Genomic DNA, 18,561 nt, shown 5'->3' on the forward strand with positions numbered 1-18,561 from the left:
TCGCCCGGGACCGACCATCGTTGTACGTTCTACCATTCCTTCACATAAGGAGCAGGGGGAATCCGCAAGTGAACGGCGCGTTCCACCCAGGGCGTGACTGACTGTCAGTGGTGGGTGGTGCAATGCCAGAGGCTCGTTGCACCGCAGTACGGCACATGGGGGCACGCTGATGACGACGGACACCGAGGCCGGGACGCCGGCCGTGCTGCGCGAGGCGCTGGTAACTGCCGCGGGGCCACAGCGAGCCCTGACCCCGGTGGCCTTGCGGGGACTGCTGGCCGGCGTGGACCCCGCGGTGGTGGCCGAGGTGCTGGGCCGGGTGATGGCGGAGGGGGTCGCACTGCCTCCGGCCGCGGTGGCCGCGTTCGGCCTGGGAGGCGGTTCGGCGGTCCCGGCCGCGCCAGAGCTTCCCGCGACGGCCGAGCCGTTGAGCGACACCCAAGGTGAACGCAGCGTTCCGGCGGGGCCGGAGCCGGAACCACACCGACCACCGCGCTTCACCCTTGAGCTGGAGCAGGGCAGCAGGCTGGACCTTTCCGCGTTGACCGTGCGAGCGCTCGGTCCCGGCGTTCCCTCCGCGTCCCGGCCGCCCCTGCGGGCCGAGAAGCCGTACGAAACGCCCGTCGGTCCTACCACCGCACTCACCGTGCCGCCTTTGCCCCGCCCCCGCCCCGAGCCCGTCGCCGAGTCCCCGGAGGAAGACGCTTCCCCACGTCAGGCCGTGGGCGACTCTTTCACGCACTACCGCAAGGAGATCGGCAGGTTCCCGCTGCTCTCCCGGCAACAGGAGGCGGAACTGGCCCAGACCATCGAGGCGGGACTACTGGCTCGCGAGAAGTTGGACGAGGCCGGCCGGAAGGTCGCTCCTAAGCTGCGGCATGAGCTGGAACAGCTGGTCCGGCTCGGGGAACTGGCGTTCACGGACTTCGCCCAGGCGAACCTCCGGCTGGTTATCAGCATGGCCACCTGGTACACGGGCCGCGGGGTGGACCTCATGGATCTGATCCAGGAGGGCAACCTCGGTCTGCTGCGCGCCATCGAGAAGTTCGACCACCTCAAGGGGCACAGGTTCTCGACGTACGCCGTCCCGTGGATCCGGCAGGCGATCACACGGGCCCTGGCGGACAAAGGCCGCACGATACGGATCCCCGTCCACGCGTACGAAACCCTGGCCGCGCTGCGGAAGGCGGCACGGGAGTCGGGGCACGAGTCACCCACCGACGCCCTCCCCTCGGTGGCCGCCCGCGCGGGTGTCACCGTCGACGAGGCGCAGGTCCTACTGGCCCGGGTCCGCCGAGTACTCCCCCTGGAAGACCTGACCGAGTCCATCGGTGACGACGCCTTGCACGAGGAAGCGGACCGGAGCATTCAGGGACCGCACTGGACCGAACCGGACTTCTACTACGGTGACCTGTCTCCGGAAGAAGTCCGTGATCTGCTCAGCTGCCTCTCCGAACGAGAGCGCCAGGTGATGACCCTCCGGCTCGGACTCGACGACGGCCCTGAGCTCACCCTCGAAGCAATCGGGGCTGAGCTGAACCGCACCCGGGAGCGGATCCGCCAGATCGAGTCCAAGGCCCTGGGCAAGCTGCGGGGGCGGATCGACGAGAACCGCATCCGCGCCGCCCGTCCGGTCCGCGAGCCGTCGCGCGCCGTACCGAGTGACATGGACGGGCATCCCAGCGGCGTGGAGGGGCCTCCCACCGGCTTCGCTTCCGACGCCCCCTGTGTGCGCCGAAGGGTCTACCGGCCCGGAGGATTCATCGTGGTCGGCCATCAGACGATCCACGTGGGCCTGCAATGGCACGCGAGAACCGTCACCGTCCTGGTGGCGGACGAGTGGTTCCGAGTGGTTCACGACGGGCGCGAGATCACGACGGTGCGTCGCCGCCGCACGGGGGTCGACAAGATCCATGGGGCTCCGGACTGAGGCGGTGCCGGAGCCCACACTCGGCATCACGCCGCGAGGAACTCACTGGCCCGCCCGCTGTACGACACGTACAGCGCCTCCCGCGCCCGGGTGCAGGCGACGAACAGCAGGCATCGCTCTGCGGCCAGGTCGGTGGTGTGTTGGATGCGGTCCACCTCGGCCGGGGTGACGGCCGGTGCGAACGGGAAGGCGGAGCGGGTGACCCCGGCGACGGCGACGCACCGGTACTCCAGGCCCTTCATGCTGTGCAGCGTCGACACCCGTACCCCGACCGCGCTCTCCGGTTCCCCGTCCCGCACCCGCACCACGGGGATGCCGGCCGCGGCGAGGCGGTCGCCGAGCTTGCCCGCCAGGGTGTTGAAGCGGGCGCAGACGGCGATGTCCGAGGGCGCGACGCCGGCGTCCATCCAGTCGCGCACTCGGCGCACGACGGCGTCGGCCTCGTCGTTCTCACTCCCGTGACCCTCACACACGGGCTGTGCGCCGTGTAGCAGCGAGCGGTATCCGGTGAGGGTGTCGTGGGCGTCGCCGGTCAGGTCGGCGACGGGCTCACTGTCGAGCAGGCCGCGGGCCCAGCGCAGGATCTCCTCGGTGGAACGGTAGTTGACGCGCAGTCGTCCGCTGCGTCCCGCGACGGAGATACCGAGGGAGCGCAGCGAGACCCGGGCGTCGTAGATCCGCTGGTGCGGGTCGCCGGTGACGAACAGGTCGTCGGGTCCGTCGGGGGCCAGGACCCGCAGCAGGCGCCACTGCGCAGGGTGCAGGTCCTGCGCCTCGTCCACGACGACATGGTCGTACGACGGTCCCGCACCCGGCTTGTCGCGCAGCAGCCGGGTGGCCTCGGCGCAAACCTGGAGCCAGGTGTGCGCCCGGTCACGGGTCAGGCCCTCCTCGAACAGGGTCACGGCCTGCCAGACGCGCCGCCGCTGGGTCTGCCCGAGCGCGCTGCCGCGTCCACGCCGTTCGCAGGCCAGGTACTCCTCCTCGCTCCGCAAATCCTGGGCGAGGACCACGTGCCGGTACTCCTGGGACAGGAACGCCTCGTTCCAGGGCAGTTCGAGGCGGCGGGCCACGCGCTGCCAGCGGGTGCGCTCGTCCCGGTCGCCGAGCGCGGTCCCCGGGTTGCCGCGCAGTTGCCGTACTACGCGGTGGGCGACGGCGTCGATGGTGGTGACGTCGACGCGGGCGAGCAGCGCCGGGTCGTGGTCGAGCAGCAGGGCGAGGCTGCTCTGCAGGGAGCGGGCCAGGGCTCCGGTGTAGGTGGTGAGGAGGACGCGCGTGTCGGGTGCCCGGTCCAGGAGGTGCTTGACCCGGTGCAGGGCGACGACCGTCTTTCCGGTGCCGGGGCCTCCGGTGATCTGGGCGGGACCGGCATAGGCGGGCCGGTAGGCGATGCGCCGCTGGGTGGGGTGGAGGAAGATCCGCCAGGCGGCGAAGGGCTTGGTCAGGATGTCGGCGAGTTCGTCGGGGCCGGTGACGAGCGCGATGCGGCTGCGGGTGCGGGTGACGGCAGAGGCCAGGTCGTCCCCGGCGGTGTCCTCCCTCGCCGCGCTCTCGGCGACGGTCGTCTTCTGGCGTACGGCGACGAGGTCCCGGTAGATGTCGTCGGGGTCGAGGCCCTCGGCGAGCAGCCACAGCGCCTCGTACTGGTCCTCCGGCATCAGCGACCCGAACGCCTCAAGCTGCGCCTTACTGGTGACGGTGCGGGCCGCCCGCAGGGTGACGTCGTCGACGCCGAGGTGCCGCAGGACGGTGTCCGACCAGGGGGCGAACAGGAGTTGGGGGGCCGCGGCGGCCTCCTGCGCGAAGAGCGGGGTGATCTGCTCCATGGCGGTCAGGTCGCGTACTTCGAGGCAGCGGGTCACGGAGTTGACCGTGTAGAGCCGTCGGCGGGCCCAGGAGTAGGCCTTGTCGTGGGGGACGACGTGGACGAAGACGAAGAGGTCGCTGCCGTCGTCGGGCGCGAGCAGCACTATGCGCAGGCCGTCGTCAACACGGATGGTCCGCATCCGCGGGTCACGCGAACTGACCACCGACTCCAGGTGCAGCCCCTTGTCCGCGTGGAGTTGCGGGACCGTCAGCTGCTGGAACTTGGCCATCGCCTTGTGGACGCGGGCGCGGGCCGGCTTGTCCAGCCGGTCGACGCCCTCCCAGAACGTGTTGGTGATCGCGATCTGCGGCATGTTCCCCACCCTTCGACAACACCGACCGACAGACTATCTGTTGACTCAGTTTACGAAAACCTCCATGATGCGTCGCAGGAGTTGCCGCACGACACAGCGGCATCGCGAGCGCGGGGGTTGTTGGGGAGATGACACTGCTGGAACCCGATACGGACGGCCAACTCGCCCTGGAAGACGACTGCGTGGACCTCTTCGATCTGGCCGGTGACCCTCTGGACGCGGCCGTGGCCCGGCTGCAGGCGGGCGTGAAGCCGACCGCCGAGGACATCGCCATGCTCACCGAGGCGGCTCGCACCGCGCAGCGCGCCTTCGAGGAGGTCGGCGCGGCGAACGACGTACTGGACGACGCCTCGGACCTGGGCGAGGACCTGACGACCGCTCTCGCGGAGACCCTGCGGCGCCGTGCCCGGGCCGAGGTCCCGGCACTGCTCGGCGCCCTGCGGGCCCAGGCGGCGCGCGTCGAACGCTCCGAGGCCGTCCGTACGATCGCCAACCGCATCCTCGGCAACGGCGGACCGGACGAACCGGCCGCCCTGGACTCCGTCCCCGCTCTCACCGCCGACCTGCTGCCCCGCGTGCCGTCCGTGTACGACGACGAGGAGGAGCCGGGCGCGAGCCTCGCCGACCTGTGGGAGCGTCAGGAGCGCCTGGAGCGGGTTCAGGACCGGGTGCGCGGGGAGCGGGTGGAGCACGTCGCGGCGCATCTGGTCGCACTCGCGGAGCGGATCGTCGACCGGGCCTTCCTGGACGCCCGGTTCACCCGGGCGGCACTGGAGGAGATGGACCGGGCCTACGCGCTGTGGTGTGCGGGCCTGGACGAGGGCTGAAGCGCCCCTGGCTGTCAGCGGGAAGCCCTAAGGTCCTTCTCACGCGCTACGACCGGACCGATCACCGAGGGGGACGCCGTGCAGGCGAAGGAGACACTGTTCGCCGATCTCGTCCAGGGCAGGGCACAGCAGTTCCAGGTGCCGCTCTATCAGCGGACGTACTCCTGGACGGAGAAGCAGCTCAGACAGTTGTGGACCGACATCCTGGAGCAGGCCGAGCTGCTGGAGTCCGGGGAGAAGGCGAGCACACACTTCCTGGGGTCCGTGGTGCTCGCGCCGTCGCCGCAGAATGAAGCGACGTTCCCCCGCTGGCTCGTCGTCGACGGTCAGCAGCGGCTGACCACGCTGTCGCTCGCCCTGGCCGCGATCCGCGACCACATAGCGGACGGCGAGCCGGACGAGGCCGAGCGCATCGATGAGGAATACCTCATCAACAAGCGCAAGAACGGCAGCGATCGCTTCCGGCTACTGCCGACCCAGGCTGACCGGGCGCAGTTCGCGGCATACGTTCGCGGGCCGCTCTCGGAGCAGGCCGCCGGCGGAGCCGTCGCCGCCGCCTACGGCTTCTTCCGCCGCAAGCTCGTCGAGGCCGCCGATCCGGCCGCCCCGCAGGACGTGCTCCGCATCGAGGAGGCCATCACCTCCCGGCTCACGCTGGTGGCGGTGACAGCCGAGCGCGCGGACAACGTGCACCGCATCTTCGAGTCCCTCAACAACACCGGCCTCAAGCTGAGCCAGGCCGACCTGCTGCGCAACTACCTGTTCATGCGGCTGCCCACCCGCGGTGAGCACATCTACGAGACCTACTGGCTTCCGCTGCAGGACAGTCTGAGCAACGACGAGCTGGAACAGCTCATGTGGCTTCAGTTGGTGCTCGACGGGGACGACCGGGTCCGCCGCCAGGACCTGTACGCGGCTCAGCAGCAGCGCTTCGAGCGGGGTGAGGTCAGCGAGGCGGAGATCGAGGCGTACATCAGGGAGTTGTACCGGCGCGGCGCCCTCTTCCGTCGGCTGCTCCACCCCGAGGAGGAGGCGAACGAAGCGGTCCGCGCCCATCTGCACCGGCTGGACACCTGGCAGGCCCAGGTCACCTATCCCGCGCTGATGCTGCTGCTCGACCGGCGCGAGAGCGGGGAGCTCGACTCCACGGATACGGCCCGCGCGATGTCGTACGTCGAGAGCTTCCTGGTGCGCCGGATGATGTGCCGGGTGCCGACGAACAACCTCAACAGGATCTTCCAGGCAGTGCCCGGACAGCTCCCGCTGGACGTGGCTGTCGCCGACGGGCTGCACCAGCTCCTCTCCGCCGAGAACCGCTTCTGGCCCGATGACGACGAGCTGCGCGAGAAGGTCCGGACGGCGCCCTTCTACAAGTTCGGCCGCGGGCACCAGCGCAAGATGGTGCTCCAGCGGTTGGAGGAGAGCTACGAGCATCCCGAACCGGTCGACTTCGCCACCGCGCAGCTCACCATCGAGCACGTCATGCCGCAGTCGCCAGGCGACGAGTGGCTCCGGATGTTGAGCGAGGACGTGGTCGACGGCGAGAGCGCGAAGGACCTGCACTCCCGACTCCAGCACACGCTCGGGAACCTAACGCTCACCGCGGTCAACGCGGAGTTGTCCAATCACCCCTTCGAGCGCAAGCAGGGCCTGCTTCAGGGCAGCCACCTGGAGATGAACCGCCGCATCGCCACCACAGAGCGGTGGGGCGCGGACGAGATCCGCGCCCGTGCCGACGAACTCGCCGACCGCGCGATCGCGCTGTGGCCGGCCCCGCTGCGCGGAGTCGGCCGAGCGGAGCGGAGCCGGGACTGGAACTTGGCCCACCAGGTGCTCGCCGCGCTCCCCCACGGCACCTGGACGTCGTACGGCGATCTCGCGGCGTTCATCGGCTCCGGCGCCCAGGCCGTGGGCAATCATCTGGCCAATACGCCGGGGGTGGCCAACGCGTACCGGGTGCTCACTGCCGAGGGCAAGGTCTCCGACGGCTTCCGCTGGACGCCTCAGGACGCGGGAGGAGACGTCCGCGCCCGGCTGAGCGCCGACGGCGTGCGCTTCACGGCCAACGGGGCCGCCGATCCGGCGCAGCGTCTCTCCGCCGACGAGCTTGCCTCGCTGGTCGGGGAAGCCGACGGCGAGGAGGACGCTGCGCAGCGCGCCCCGGAGAGTCAGGGTGAGGAGACGCGCGCCGACCAGTTCTACGCTCAGCTCGTGGCGGAGAACTCCGACGAGAGGCGGTTCTTCCGGCGGCTCGCGGCGCACGACTCCCCCGAGACCGTGGATGCGGTGCGCGCGCTCTTCGCCCACTGGGAGGAACTCGGCGGCTCAATCCAATGGGTAGGAAACGACACCATGAGCAGCGCGTTCCTCACACTGGATGAAACGATCGCCCCGAACCGCTGGACCTCGCCGATGAGCCTCATGCCGGGCAGTGGGTGGGCCGGCTCGGCGCACGTCGCCTTCCAGGCTCTGGCCGTACATGAGCCTTTCACCGACCACGCCCTGCGTGCCGAATTTCTCAGGCGCCTGAACGAACTTGAAGGTGTCGACCTCCAGGAGAGAAAGCCGGGGCCGGACCCCAGCTTCCAGTTGTCCGTGCTGGAGAAGGACCGCAACCGTGAGCTGCTCGTCGAGACTCTGACGTGGTTCCGGGACCGCTGGGAGAGTTGGGGCACGGACTGAGGGGCCCAGGTTGATCGTCACGAGTCGAACAGTGCCCCCCTGGCGGTCCGCCCCTCGCCAAGGGGCGCGAGCAAGGACGAGAGCCCTTACCTCAGCCCGCGTAACAGGCGGGCGACGCCCTGCAGCTGCTGGCCGGTGGTGAACAGGTCGTCGAAGAGGAGGATGGTCCGGTCCTCGACACGGCGCTCGATGCGGATGGCCTTGGCATGGGCGGCGGCCGCGAGGCGTTTGCCGCATCGCGCCCGGTTGCCTCAGGGCGACGAGTCCTCGGCCGCCGGGCCGGCGGCCTCATCGTGCCGCAGAGCGGGCTGTTCCGGCCGCCCCCGGAAGGCGGCTCCCTTGGCTGTCCGCGATTCGACGCGTTCCACGATGCGGTCGATGACCCGTTGAGGGTCCTTCCACTTCAGCGCCAGCCGGTCGTGGTCCATGCCGTGTTCGGAGACGATGTCCCGCAATTGTTCGAGGCCGAGCTCGCTCAGGCTCGAACGGAGTCCCGTCTCGCCGGTTTCGGCGAACACCGCGAACGGGTCGATCACTCCCGGAGCTCGCCGGCTACGCCTCGGGCGTTCTGCCGGCCGAGGTGCGGTCTGCGCATCGGGAGGCGTCAGCGCCTTGGCAAGTGCTCGGGCGAAGCGTGTCGTGCGTGCGGCTTCGGACGCCACCACGCCGAGGACACGTGCGAGCGTCGCCGCGAGCTCCGGGTCGGAGGCGCCGAGCTTGGTCAGGGCTTCTTCGGCCTGCCGCACCTGGGCATTCAGGAGACCGTTCTCGTCGGGCCGACTGTCGCTCTGCTCGGTCACGCCTTCTCCTCGACCAGTTCGATGAACTCCTGCGTCATGCCACGGAAAGCGTCGAACCCGCCCTGGTAGCCGTACTTCTGCCGCAGGGTACCGCGACCGACGAACTCCGCCGAACCGGCGATGTCGTTCTTCTCGGGGATGAAGGTCGGCAGCACGGCGGGGAGCTTCTTGTCGCCCTGAAGTCGCCTGACGGTGTTCCAGTGGACCGTCGAATTGGCCTTGTATTTCGTGATGACGATGCCGATCTCTTTGATGGTCTCCCCCAGGTCTTCCGCGAAGGCCCGCACACGCCGCTGGATCTGAGGGATTCCGTAGGTGGACAGGACATCGGGAATGGTCGGGATGATATATCCCTCGGAGATGCGCAGACCGTTCAGAGTGACGATGCCGAGGTTGGGAGGGCAATCGACGAGCACGTAGTCATAATCATCAATGATCTTTCGGATCGCCTTGCGCAGGAGATCGGTGGGGTTGTTGGCGTGGAAACGCCCCCTGGGCATGGACGCCAGGCGGTCCTGAACATCGATGAGGTCCAGCGAAGAAGGCAGGAGGTCCACCTTCGTCACCGCATCGACCGATGAGACATTGCGCTGGAGTGTTTTCTCCAGGTCGAACTCGAGAGGCTCGTCCTCGGGCCGCAGTGCGTCCTTGAACAGGGTCGCCAGGGTGTACCCCTCGTCGTTGAGCTCCTCCCACTTCTCCTCCCCGATCAGGACCGTGGTCAGATTGGTCTGCGGGTCGAGATCGACCACCAGGACCCGCTTGCGGAACTCCGCGGAGAGGAACTCCGCGAGTCCGGCCGTGGTGGTGGTCTTCCCGACACCGCCCTTCAGATTGATGGTCGAGATGACATGGGCTTTTGGGGCCATGTGCTTCTTCCTCCGCTTGAGGTAGCGCTGAATCTGACTCGCCCGGAAAACCGGCCCGCTCCGCAGGTCCGCGACGGGAGCGGGGAAGTGTTTGTCACGGGCGCGCCAATTCGCTACGACCGTCCGACCGACCCCCGCCATCTCCGCCACTTCGAACAGTCCGACGAGTTGGTCATCCGCCTCGGGTATGCCTTCCATGACATCTCCCCGTGAACGGCCTTCACGATTACCTGTTAAGCGTGAAGGCTGTTCACGATCACCGTCAATCCCCAACTCCTGCGAATGGATGCATAGTTGAGTTCACGCGCCCCCCTTGAGCGCGGGTTCACGCCGGCCGCACTCGGCCCAGACTGTCTTGCCGCCGGGATGGTGGGGCTCGCATCGGCAAGCGAGGCGACGAGGAGCAGGCCGCGCCCCAACTCGCCGTCCCCATCCCCGTAGCCGTCTCTGCCCGGTGCCGGTTCGGGCAGGCGGTCACCCCGGGCGTCCGTGACCTCGATGCCCAGGGTGCCGGACGTGAGGGTCAGGGCGAGGCGGGCGTGGCGGCCCCGTACGCGGCCGTGCAGGGCGGCGTTCGCAGTGAGTTCCGCGATGAGGAGGGAGGCCGTGGCCGCGTCCTCGCCGCCGACTGCGGCCTCCGGGCAGTCCCGCTGGTCGGCGAGCCAGCGTTCGGCAGCGTGGCGGGCGGTGTGGGCGCCGTGTCTGCTGGTGGGGAACGTGACGCGGAAGTGGTGGGTGGTGGCGGTCGGTTCACCGGTGACGGTGACGGTTTGCTGGATCACCTCACCGAGAGTGACGGAGTGCTTCTACCGTGGGGAGGGTGCGGGACGGTACGGAGGGTGACTGTCCCGGGGCGGAGGGCGGGATGTCCGGGCGTACGGCCATGACCTGGCCGGACGTTCGGCGGTTCGCCCCTGGTGCGACGGAAGTGGGCGGTGGTGCGGGATGGCGGCACAGGCGGGCGGTTCGGGGGTTCCCACCGGCGGTGAGGCGGACGGTACGGACGAGGTGGCCGACCTGTTCCGGGCGCTCGGGCGGCAGATCAAGGTCGCGCGGGTACGGGCCGGGATGAGCCAGAAGGAGCTGGGCGACCAGCTCGGGTACGGGGAGGAGACGATCTCGTCCGTGGAGCGGGGGCGTCGGACGCCTCAGCCTGAACTGCTGGTCGCGGTGGATGAGTCGCTGGAGTGCGGAGGGCTGCTGGCTTCGGCTGCGGAGGATGTGGAGCGGGCGCGGGCGCGGAGGAGGGTGCGGCATCCGGAGTGGTTCAGGGATTATGCGCGGTTGGAGGCGGAGGCGGTTGAGCTCCACGACTACAGCGCGCTCGCCGTTCCCGGGCTCTTGCAGACCAAGGCGCACGCTCAGGTGGTGTTCCGGACGCGGCAACCCCTGTTGGACGAGGAGACCGTCGAACAGCGCGTGGCCGCACGGTTGGACCGCCAGGAGATCTTCAAGCGTTGGCCGCCGCCGTTCACGACGTTCACCATCGAGGAATCAGTCTTGCGCCGCCCGCTCGGTGGGTGGGACGTTCATTACGAGCAACTTGAAGCACTGCTGAGGTTCGGCAGACTGCGCAGCGTCGAACTCCAGGTGCTGCCGATGGACCGAAAGGAACACCCCAGCCTGGGCGGGCCGTTCATCATGCTCACACCGAAGGGTAAGCCACAGGTGGCCTATCTGGAGGTGCAGCACATCAGCCGTCTGATCACCGACCCGGACGAGGTCCGTATCCTTGCCGCACGCTACGGCAGCATCAGGGCGCAGGCGCTCACGCCAGAAGAGTCACTGACCCTGATCGAGAAGATGCTGGGAGACCGATGAACGCCGAACAGCCCACACGGCTGGACTGGTTCAAGAGCAGCTACAGCAGCGGCGAAGGGGGTGCGTGCGTCGAGGTTGCCGCCGACATGGCCGCCGTCCGCGTACGGGACTCCAAAGAACGGGGCGGCCCGCAGCTCGCGTTCACGCGGGGCGCGTGGGCCGGGTTCGTCACGGACCTCGGGCGGGACGGGTTCTGACCGACGTGCCCGAGGTGGCGGTACTCAGGCTTCGTGGCGCGGGCCCTTGCCCGGCGGCGGGTCCAGCACCGTTCGGTACTCGTCGCCGGTCACCCGGGCCTCCTCCATTCGGTCGTAGATGTCGAGGATGAGGTCCTTGGTGCGGTAGGCGCCGCCGTGGGCGGCCTCGTCCTCGCGCCTGACCACGGGGAAGGTGTCCATGATGTATTCCACGTCCGCCCGGCTGACCCCGTAGAGGTGGAAGAAGGCAGCGTCCACTTCGGCGCGCAGGAGCTCACGGCGCCCTTCACCCCATTGGAACGGTGCGCCCTGGTCTCCGAGGGCACGCGCCAGCGGCGCCATGTCGGTCGCCGTGTAGGTGAGCTCCAACACGCGCTGGTCAAGCCAGTCGCCAACCGACCCGGCGCCATCCGGGGCAGTCTCTTCGTATGCGCTCGGAGGCAAGAGGGCGAGCTGCTGAAACTGGAAGAAGTTCAGGTTGGTCCCGGCGAGCTTCTGCCGCAGCACGTAGTCCAGTACGAACGATGTGGTGTTGGCGTAGAGAGCAGCAGCGTGGCCCTCGGCCGTCGGCAACATTAGGTTCGCCGAGTCGCCAAGTCCCACCGCCGGGAAAAGGAACGAGAGCACAGTCCGGCGGTCGGTGGACCGGCAGATCTTACGGAAGCCCATCAACCAAGGGCTGTACCAATCCCGCTCCGCCAGCCGCGTCTCCACCCCCGCCCACATGATCCGGTTGCCCTTCTTGTCCCGCTTGCCGGAGTCCACATCCTGCGCCGGCACCCAGTACCGGGGCATCGGAGCGAAGTCGGGATCGTCGTGCTGTTCCGGCGTCACGCGCGGGAGGGTGCCGACGTTGGCCTGGGCCTGGGTTTGGCCCTCGTACGTGCCGAGGCGGTGGTCGAAGTGGTGGAGCATCTTCGCCTCGTACAGCGGGAGATAGCGGCGCGTCTTCCCCTCTTCGTCGATGCGCGTGAAGACGTTGCCGGTCAACTGCCAGCCCTCGTCCGCCAATTCCTGTTTGCCCTCGAACAGGTGGGAGTCGTTGGACATGTCGAACATGCGCATGAACGTCAGACCCCACGGGTTGGTCCCGCCCCAGCCGTTCTCGTCCGGCTCCTTCATCAGCACCGGGACCCGGCGGTAGATCCCGAGGGTGATCTCGGCGTCCCGACGGGTGCGGAACACCGGAAGTGTGCCCGTATTGGGGTTGACCAGCAGGATCTCCTCCGGGGGCATGGCGAACCGCCGGCCGTCCAGGTCCTCCATGTACCGGGTACCGAAGGCGAAGGACGCCTCGTCGACGCGCGCGCCGACGCCGGTGACGGTGAACAGGGAGAAACGCACCGAGTGGTGCACGTCCCGGCTGAGGATGAACGCCTCGTTCTCGAAGTCCAGGAACGACGCGAGGCGGGCCGTACGCACCAGGTCCGAGAAAAACGGCGCCGTCGTCGCGTCGGTGGCGATGCCGGTCGGCAGGACCAGGCCCAGCCGCCCCGTCGGCGCGATGCCCAAGGAGGCGGCCTCGGCGAAGACGGCGTACGTGTTGACGTCGCCGCGTCCGGCCAGCGGGAAGCGGCCCGAGTCGCGCAGCAGATGGCTGATGCCCTCGGAGAGGCGGCGGGCATCGATGAACTCGGTGTGCAGCGTGCGGTCCGTCTCCTCCTCGCTCTCGGCCAGCGCGTCGATCATGCGCTCGCGGGCCGCCTTGTTCGCGGCGTTCGCGATCTTCTCGTCACGGGTGGCGAAGAACTCCTGCTCCTGGAGCTTGACCCGCTCCCACGGCGGATTCCCCAGCACACAACTGAACCCGCCCTTCCACCCGGTCCGCTCGTCCACCCCTGGCGCCTTCGCATCCGCCGGGACCCGGAACACCTCCGGGAACTCCAGGTGCCAGTGGAAGAAGTGATACTCCTCCCGCAGCCGCACGACCTCTTCCACCGTCCCGCGCGGCAGGCTCGCGCCGCCGTCCTCGGAGTGCAGGGTCAGCAGCGACTTCGTCGTCAGCGCGGGCGGCGTCGCCGTCTTCGTCTTCTTCCAGACGAACGCCGCGCACCACGCGTCGGCCAGCTCCAGTGCCCGGATGTAGTCCGGGGAGGTGGTCAGCTCCCGATACGCCTTGGCCTGGTTCCGGACGTCCTCCAGTTCCTGCGAGTCCGTCCCCGTGATCGCCGAGACCGTCTCACCGAACTCCGCGTTGGACTCGGCCAGCACCTCCTCCTCCGCGAACAGGGCGTCCTGGTTCGCCCCGTGGCGCAGCGCGATCTTCCACGACATCCGCTCCGCCGCGTTGCGCTTCCTCAGATCGGTGACGTGCTTCGGCTCGTCGCCCTCCAGCGGCTTGAACGCGTCGTCGGGCAGGCCCTCGGCCAGCAGCTTTGGCGTGGTGCCCAGCAGCCCGTTGCCGTGCTTGATGTGGGCGTCGAGGAACGTGAGCGGACGGCCCGGCCTCATCGCCTCGATCCACAACGACACCTTGGCCAGCTCCACGGCCATCTCGTTGAGGTCGACGCCGTACACGCACCGCGCGATGACGTCCCGCAGCGCGTGCCGTACGTCCTCGGCGCTCGGCTCGGGGTCGTCCGTGCGGATCTCGGCGAGGCGGCGGGCGATACGGCGGGCCGCGGCGACCAGGAAGTGGCCGGAGCCGCAGGCGGGGTCGCACACCGTCAGGGCGAGCAGGGCGTCCTCGCGCTCCTTCCGCGTCGTACCGGACTTGACGGCCTGGTCGATGACCGGGTCGAGGGTGGAGTCGAGGAGGCAGTCGATGAGGGGGGACGGGGTGTAGTAGGAGCCGGAGGTCTTGCGGTCGTTGCCGTCCAGCTTGGCCAGGACGTACTCGTTGCCCTCGCCGAGGCGCGGCTCCAGTTCGAGCAGGGACTCGTAGACCGAGCCGAGCTCGTCGGCGCCGAGGTGGCGGTAGTCGACCTTGCGGGGGCGGCCCAGCTTGGCGTCGTACACCTCGGACAGGGCGCGTACGGCCTCGTACAGGGACTGGTTGGACAGGCTGAGGCCGTCCAGGATCGCGTCCGTGGCGGTGGGCTCGAACAGGCCGCCCAGCGCCGGGAGTCCGAGTTCGGGGCGGCCGCCGGGGGTGCCGAGGCCCTCGATGACCAGCCGCAACGCCTGCCACTGGTCGCCGTGGAGGGTGCCGGTGCGGCGGGCGACGCGGCGCAGGCGGGCCGTGGAGAAGTACTTCTCGTACGTCTCGCGGGCCTGCTCGGTGGCGTCGGGGTGCAGGAGCAGGTCGCGGTCCTCGGTGACGAAGAGGAACAGCAGGCGGTAGGCGAGGCGCAGCAGGGCCGGGTGGAGGTCGTCGCGGACGTTCTTGTCGCGGGTGGTGCGCAGGGCGTCGCGCAGGTCGGCGTTGTCGGGGTGGGCGATGAGGCCCGTACCGATCACGGTCAGGGCCTTCTCGACGCCCTTGCGGAGTTCCTTCAGCGCGCGGGTGCCGCTGTCGATGGCCTCGGTGCGCCACTTCTCCAGCGGGCAGGTCGCGGCCGGCTCGCCCTCGGCGCGGGGCTCGAAGCGGGTGCGGTGCAGCAGCCGCCACAGGAGGACGAAGTCGTCGGAGCGGTCGCCGTCGAAGATCGCCTGGAGGTCGAACTCGATGAAGGCGGCGCCGGTGAGGGAGGCGGACTCGCGCAGCAGGCGCAGCTGGCGGCCGTTGGAGAGGACGCCCCAGAGGGTGGAGTCCGCCGAGCGGTTGAGGTACTCCTGCACCATCGACTGCGGGGCCTGCTTGGCCAGTTCGGTGGTGCGCGTGTCGAGGGGGACGTTCCAGCCGGTGAGGTGGACGGGGACGTGCGCCCAGTGGTGGCTGACCTCGAAGTCCTTCTCGGCGTCGTGGGAGGGCAGGCCGGGCGCGGGGACTGGGGTGAGGGCACCGAAGCCGAACTGCTCGAAGAGGGGCAGCAGCCAGCGTTCGGTGGTGACGCCGACCGCGTGCACGCCGGGGTCGGCGTCGGCGCCGTCGCGGGCCAGGGCGTCCTGGTAGGAGGCCCACACGCCGCGCAGATAGCCCCAGGAGCGTTCGGCGGCGTCCCGTACCGAGTCGCCCCTGGCGTACAGGCGGTAGTCGGCGGGCTTGGAGCCGGTCTGCTCCTTGCCCTCCTTGATCCGGACCAGGAGGTCGTAGGGCAGGAGGCCGCCGACGGTGGCGACGGAGTCGGTGACGAGGGTCCTGGCGGTACTCATGCGCCCACTCCCTGGGGGAACGTCGGGGCCGGGCGGTAGTGGTACACGCCCAGGATGTCCGGGTCGCCCTGGGGGACGACCTTCAGGCCCGCGAGGCGGGCGCGGGAGGCGGTGCGGACCCTGCGGTGCGAGGCCTCCAGGGTGCGGCCCAACTCGGCCGACTGGTCCCGCAGTTCGGGCATGATCGCGGGCAGGGCGGCCAGGATCTCGGCGATGTGCTCGGTGGCAAACCTGGGGTCGGTGTTCTGTGTGGCGCGGGCTTCGAGGAGGGCCACGGCCTCTTTCTCCGGCAGCCACTCGGGTGCGTCGGGCCGGCCTCGGTAGGCGACCACGCGGGCGTCCTCGGCGAGCTGCTCGCGCACCGAGCCGTCGCGCGCGGGCAGGTTCAGCTGGAAGCGGTGGCGCACCAGCAGGAGCGTGGTGTTCCGCTCCACGGCCTTCGTACGGACGACTCCGCAGCGGCGGGCCGGGCGCTGCCACTCGGGGACCTTGCCGGCGTCGTCGAGGGCCGCGTCGAGGACGAAGCGGGCGACGGCGGCGACCACCGGGTCGGTGCGGGTGAGGGCGGCCTCGCCGCGCGGAGCGCTGGGGGAGTCGTGGAAGACGACCGGGCGGGGGTGGCGGGGGCCGAGCGCGTGCGCGATGGTGTCCCGCAGGCCCTGCGGGAGGGCGTCGGTGTGCGCGGTGAAGCCGCCCTGCTTCGTGGGAGCGGGCATACCGCGCAGGGCGCCCAGGGCGCGGCGGGTGAAGTCCCGCACCTCCTCGCCGGTGCCCAGCGCGGCACGGACCTCGTCGACCTCGGCAGCCACCTCGTCCTTCTTGATGGTGAGCTGGGCGTAGCGGGAGCGGTGGCGCTTCTCCCGGTCAGCGGAGGACTGCCAGGCGATCTCCAGCTGCTCGGCCACCTCCTCCTGCGCGAACAGCCCCTCCTGCTCGTACGGCGACCGCTCACCGCGCAGGATCAGTCCCTCGAAGACGGCCTGCATGGCGCTCTCGGACTCCTTCGGCACGGGCACGGAGATGCCGGTGACGCGGCGGATGCGTTCGTGCTTGCGGAGCAGAACGTTGAGGACAATGCCGTCGACGGGGTTGTCGGCGCCGTACAGGGTGAGCGCCTTGACGACGTCGGTGCGCTGGCCGAAGCGGTCCACGCGGCCCTCGCGCTGCTCGTGGCGGGTCGGGTTCCAGGCGAGGTCGTAGTGGAGGACAGCGTCGAAGGACTCCTGGAGGTTGACGCCCTCGGAGAGGCAGTCGGTGGCGACCAGGACGCGGCGCTCGGGCGCGGGGTTGCCCTCCTCGTCGGTGCCGGTCAGCTCGGCGATGCGGGTGACACGCTGGTCGGGCGAGAGTTCGCCGGTGACGGAGGCGACCGCGACCGGGTGTTCGGTGCCCTTCTTGTTGAGGATTTTCTTGAGGTGGTCGGCCACGTAGTCGGCGGTCGCGATATAGCGGCAGAAGACGATGGGGCGGTAGCCCTGGTCGAGGAGGTCGGAGACGGTGGTGATCAGCTTCTTCAGCTTGGCGTCGCGGGTCGGGCCGTAGAGCTTCTTGGCCGCTTCGGCCATGGCGACCAGGCGGGCCTTCTCCTCGTCGTCGGCCTCGGCGTCGACGTCGGTGCTGGTGGCCTCGGTGCCGGTGGCCGTGGGCAGGCGGGTGCCCGGTACAGCGTCCGCGGACTCGGGGGTCTCGCTGTCGGCCGGGTCGGAGACGGTGCGCTCCCCGGTGCGGTCCGCCTCGGCGGGGGTATCCGCCTCCTCGACGCCGGCGCGCGTGTTCAGGGACTGCACGGCGGCGGCCGGGGAGGAGGACAGGGTGCGCAGCAGGGCGAGGGTGGACCACCAGCGCTGGCGCTGCTGGAGGGCGCCGTCGGCCGCGCGTACGGTCTCGCGGGCGTACGACAGGACCTCGTCGAGGAGCTTCTTGTTCTCGCGGTGCAGGGTGTAGGCGGTCTCGGCGGTGTCCCGGGAGGACGGGAAGTGCGCGCCGTCCTGGAAATCCTCGCGGATGTCGGCGCGGCGGCGCTGCACGAAGAACTCGGCGAGCAGCTTGCGGCCCGCGTCGGTGTCGAGGGGGATGGCAGCCAGGCGGTCGTCGAGCAGGCCGATCAGGCGGCGGAAGGGCTCCTCCTTGCCGCTGTGCGGGGTGGCCGTGACCAGCAGGAGGTGGCGGTCGGTCCGGTCGGCGAGGGCGCGCAGCAGCGCGTACCGCTGCTGGGAGGAGCGGGCGGACGCGCCGACCGTGGTGTCGGAGACGCAGGAGTGCGCCTCGTCGACGATCACCAGGTCGGGGCAGTGGCGCAGGAAGTCCTCGCGGTGGCGGGGGGACTTGATGAAGTCGGTGGAGACGACGTACGCGCCGTCCGGGCGGAACACCGACTGGCCGTACGGGGTCTCACGCTCCAGACGGCCGATCGTGGACGGCAGCACGAGACGGGCGTCGACGCCGAACTTGCCGTACAGCTCGGCCCGCCACTGCTCGGCCAGGGCGGGCGAGCACAGCACGACCAGCCCTCGGGCGTCGCCCTGCGCCAGCAGCTCGGCGGCGATCAGCCCGGCCTCCACGGTCTTGCCGATACCGACGTCGTCGGCGATCAGCAGCCGGACGGTGTCCTGACGCAGCGCCATCAACAGCGGGACCAGCTGGTAGGGGCGGGGGTCGACGGCGATCGAGGCGAGCGACCGGAAGGGGCCCGCGCCGGAGCGGAAGCCGATGCGCAGGGCGGTGCGCAGCAGCCCGGCGGCCTGCTGGTCGCCGAGGTCGGAGGGGGTGGGCGGGGCGAAGGTGGCGGGGACGACGGTCTCCAGGCCGGGCAGGACGCCCGCGATGTCGTCGTCGGCGCCGCCGAGCGGGCGCAGGACCAGCAGCTCGGGTGTGGAGTCGGGCAGCACGACCCACTCACGGCCCCGGGCATGGACGAGGGAGCCGACGGCGTACTGCCGGGTCGGCTGGGCGGCGGTGGTCATGCGGGCCTTCCGGGTCGGGGCGGTAGGGGTCGTTCGGGCGGGTCGGCCGGGGCGGTGGCCGGGCGGAGCGCGTGCAGGCCGTGGGACCGGGGCGG

At 69.9% G+C, this 18,561-nt stretch carries 11 protein-coding genes; 5 read left to right on the forward strand and 6 right to left on the reverse strand.

The genetic code is table 11. The features are described from left to right. Positions 1 to 169 precede the first annotated feature (169 nt). The gene (locus tag MDN94_RS26650; RefSeq protein ID WP_482728440.1) at positions 170 to 1,930 is read left to right on the forward strand and encodes a sigma-70 family RNA polymerase sigma factor; all 1,761 of its coding nucleotides are present in this window, start codon (positions 170 to 172) and stop codon (positions 1,928 to 1,930) included. Between the two features lie 26 nt (positions 1,931 to 1,956). Here the strand turns inward: MDN94_RS26650 and MDN94_RS26655 are convergent, their stop codons facing one another. Continuing rightward, entirely contained in the window at positions 1,957 to 4,113 is a 2,157-nt protein-coding gene (locus tag MDN94_RS26655; protein ID WP_482728441.1) for a UvrD-helicase domain-containing protein, read from the reverse strand. Between the two features lie 128 nt (positions 4,114 to 4,241). Between MDN94_RS26655 and MDN94_RS26660 the strand changes: the two genes are divergently transcribed. Together MDN94_RS26660 and MDN94_RS26665 are read left to right on the forward strand one after the other, a co-directional pair. Then, the gene (locus tag MDN94_RS26660) at positions 4,242 to 4,940 is read left to right on the forward strand and encodes a hypothetical protein (protein ID WP_482728442.1); all 699 of its coding nucleotides are present in this window, start codon (positions 4,242 to 4,244) and stop codon (positions 4,938 to 4,940) included. A 78-nt stretch (positions 4,941 to 5,018) separates the two neighbouring features. Then, positions 5,019 to 7,622: a GmrSD restriction endonuclease domain-containing protein gene (locus MDN94_RS26665; RefSeq protein ID WP_482728443.1), complete on the forward strand. Its 2,604-nt coding sequence runs from the start codon at positions 5,019 to 5,021 to the stop codon at positions 7,620 to 7,622. Between the two features lie 251 nt (positions 7,623 to 7,873). Here the strand turns inward: MDN94_RS26665 and MDN94_RS26670 are convergent, their stop codons facing one another. From MDN94_RS26670 to MDN94_RS26680, 3 genes are read right to left on the reverse strand one after another with little or no spacing between them, the layout of a single operon-like run. Then, positions 7,874 to 8,422, reverse strand: a complete 549-nt coding sequence (locus MDN94_RS26670; RefSeq protein ID WP_482728444.1) for a hypothetical protein — start codon at positions 8,420 to 8,422, stop codon at positions 7,874 to 7,876. Next, positions 8,419 to 9,564, reverse strand: coding sequence for a ParA family protein (locus MDN94_RS26675; RefSeq protein WP_482728445.1), 1,146 nt, complete (start codon positions 9,562 to 9,564; stop codon positions 8,419 to 8,421). Before MDN94_RS26675 ends, MDN94_RS26670 begins: the two co-directional genes overlap by 4 nt. Beyond that, positions 9,525 to 10,073 carry an ATP-binding protein gene (locus MDN94_RS26680; protein WP_482728446.1) on the reverse strand — a complete coding sequence of 183 codons (549 nt, stop codon included), beginning with the start codon at positions 10,071 to 10,073 and terminating at the stop codon, positions 9,525 to 9,527. Before MDN94_RS26680 ends, MDN94_RS26675 begins: the two co-directional genes overlap by 40 nt. Positions 10,074 to 10,236: 163 nt before the next feature. Here MDN94_RS26680 and MDN94_RS26685 point away from each other — a divergent pair, with 163 nt between their 5' ends. Both MDN94_RS26685 and MDN94_RS26690 read left to right on the forward strand, forming a co-directional pair. Next, positions 10,237 to 11,112 carry a helix-turn-helix domain-containing protein gene (locus tag MDN94_RS26685; RefSeq protein ID WP_482728447.1) on the forward strand — a complete coding sequence of 292 codons (876 nt, stop codon included), beginning with the start codon at positions 10,237 to 10,239 and terminating at the stop codon, positions 11,110 to 11,112. Next, positions 11,109 to 11,309: a DUF397 domain-containing protein gene (locus tag MDN94_RS26690; RefSeq protein WP_482728448.1), complete on the forward strand. Its 201-nt coding sequence runs from the start codon at positions 11,109 to 11,111 to the stop codon at positions 11,307 to 11,309. Before MDN94_RS26685 ends, MDN94_RS26690 begins: the two co-directional genes overlap by 4 nt. Positions 11,310 to 11,333: 24 nt before the next feature. On the opposite strand, the gene MDN94_RS26695 is transcribed toward MDN94_RS26690, so the two are convergent. Both MDN94_RS26695 and MDN94_RS26700 read right to left on the reverse strand, forming a co-directional pair. Then, on the reverse strand, positions 11,334 to 15,503 hold the full coding sequence (locus MDN94_RS26695; protein ID WP_482728449.1) for an Eco57I restriction-modification methylase domain-containing protein: 4,170 nt from the start codon (positions 15,501 to 15,503) through the stop codon (positions 11,334 to 11,336). After that, positions 15,500 to 18,466: a helicase-related protein gene (locus MDN94_RS26700; protein WP_482728450.1), complete on the reverse strand. Its 2,967-nt coding sequence runs from the start codon at positions 18,464 to 18,466 to the stop codon at positions 15,500 to 15,502. The genes MDN94_RS26695 and MDN94_RS26700 overlap by 4 nt, the downstream gene beginning before the upstream one ends. Positions 18,467 to 18,561 lie beyond the last annotated feature (95 nt).

Source organism: Streptomyces sp. WAC00040 (assembly GCF_056835925.1).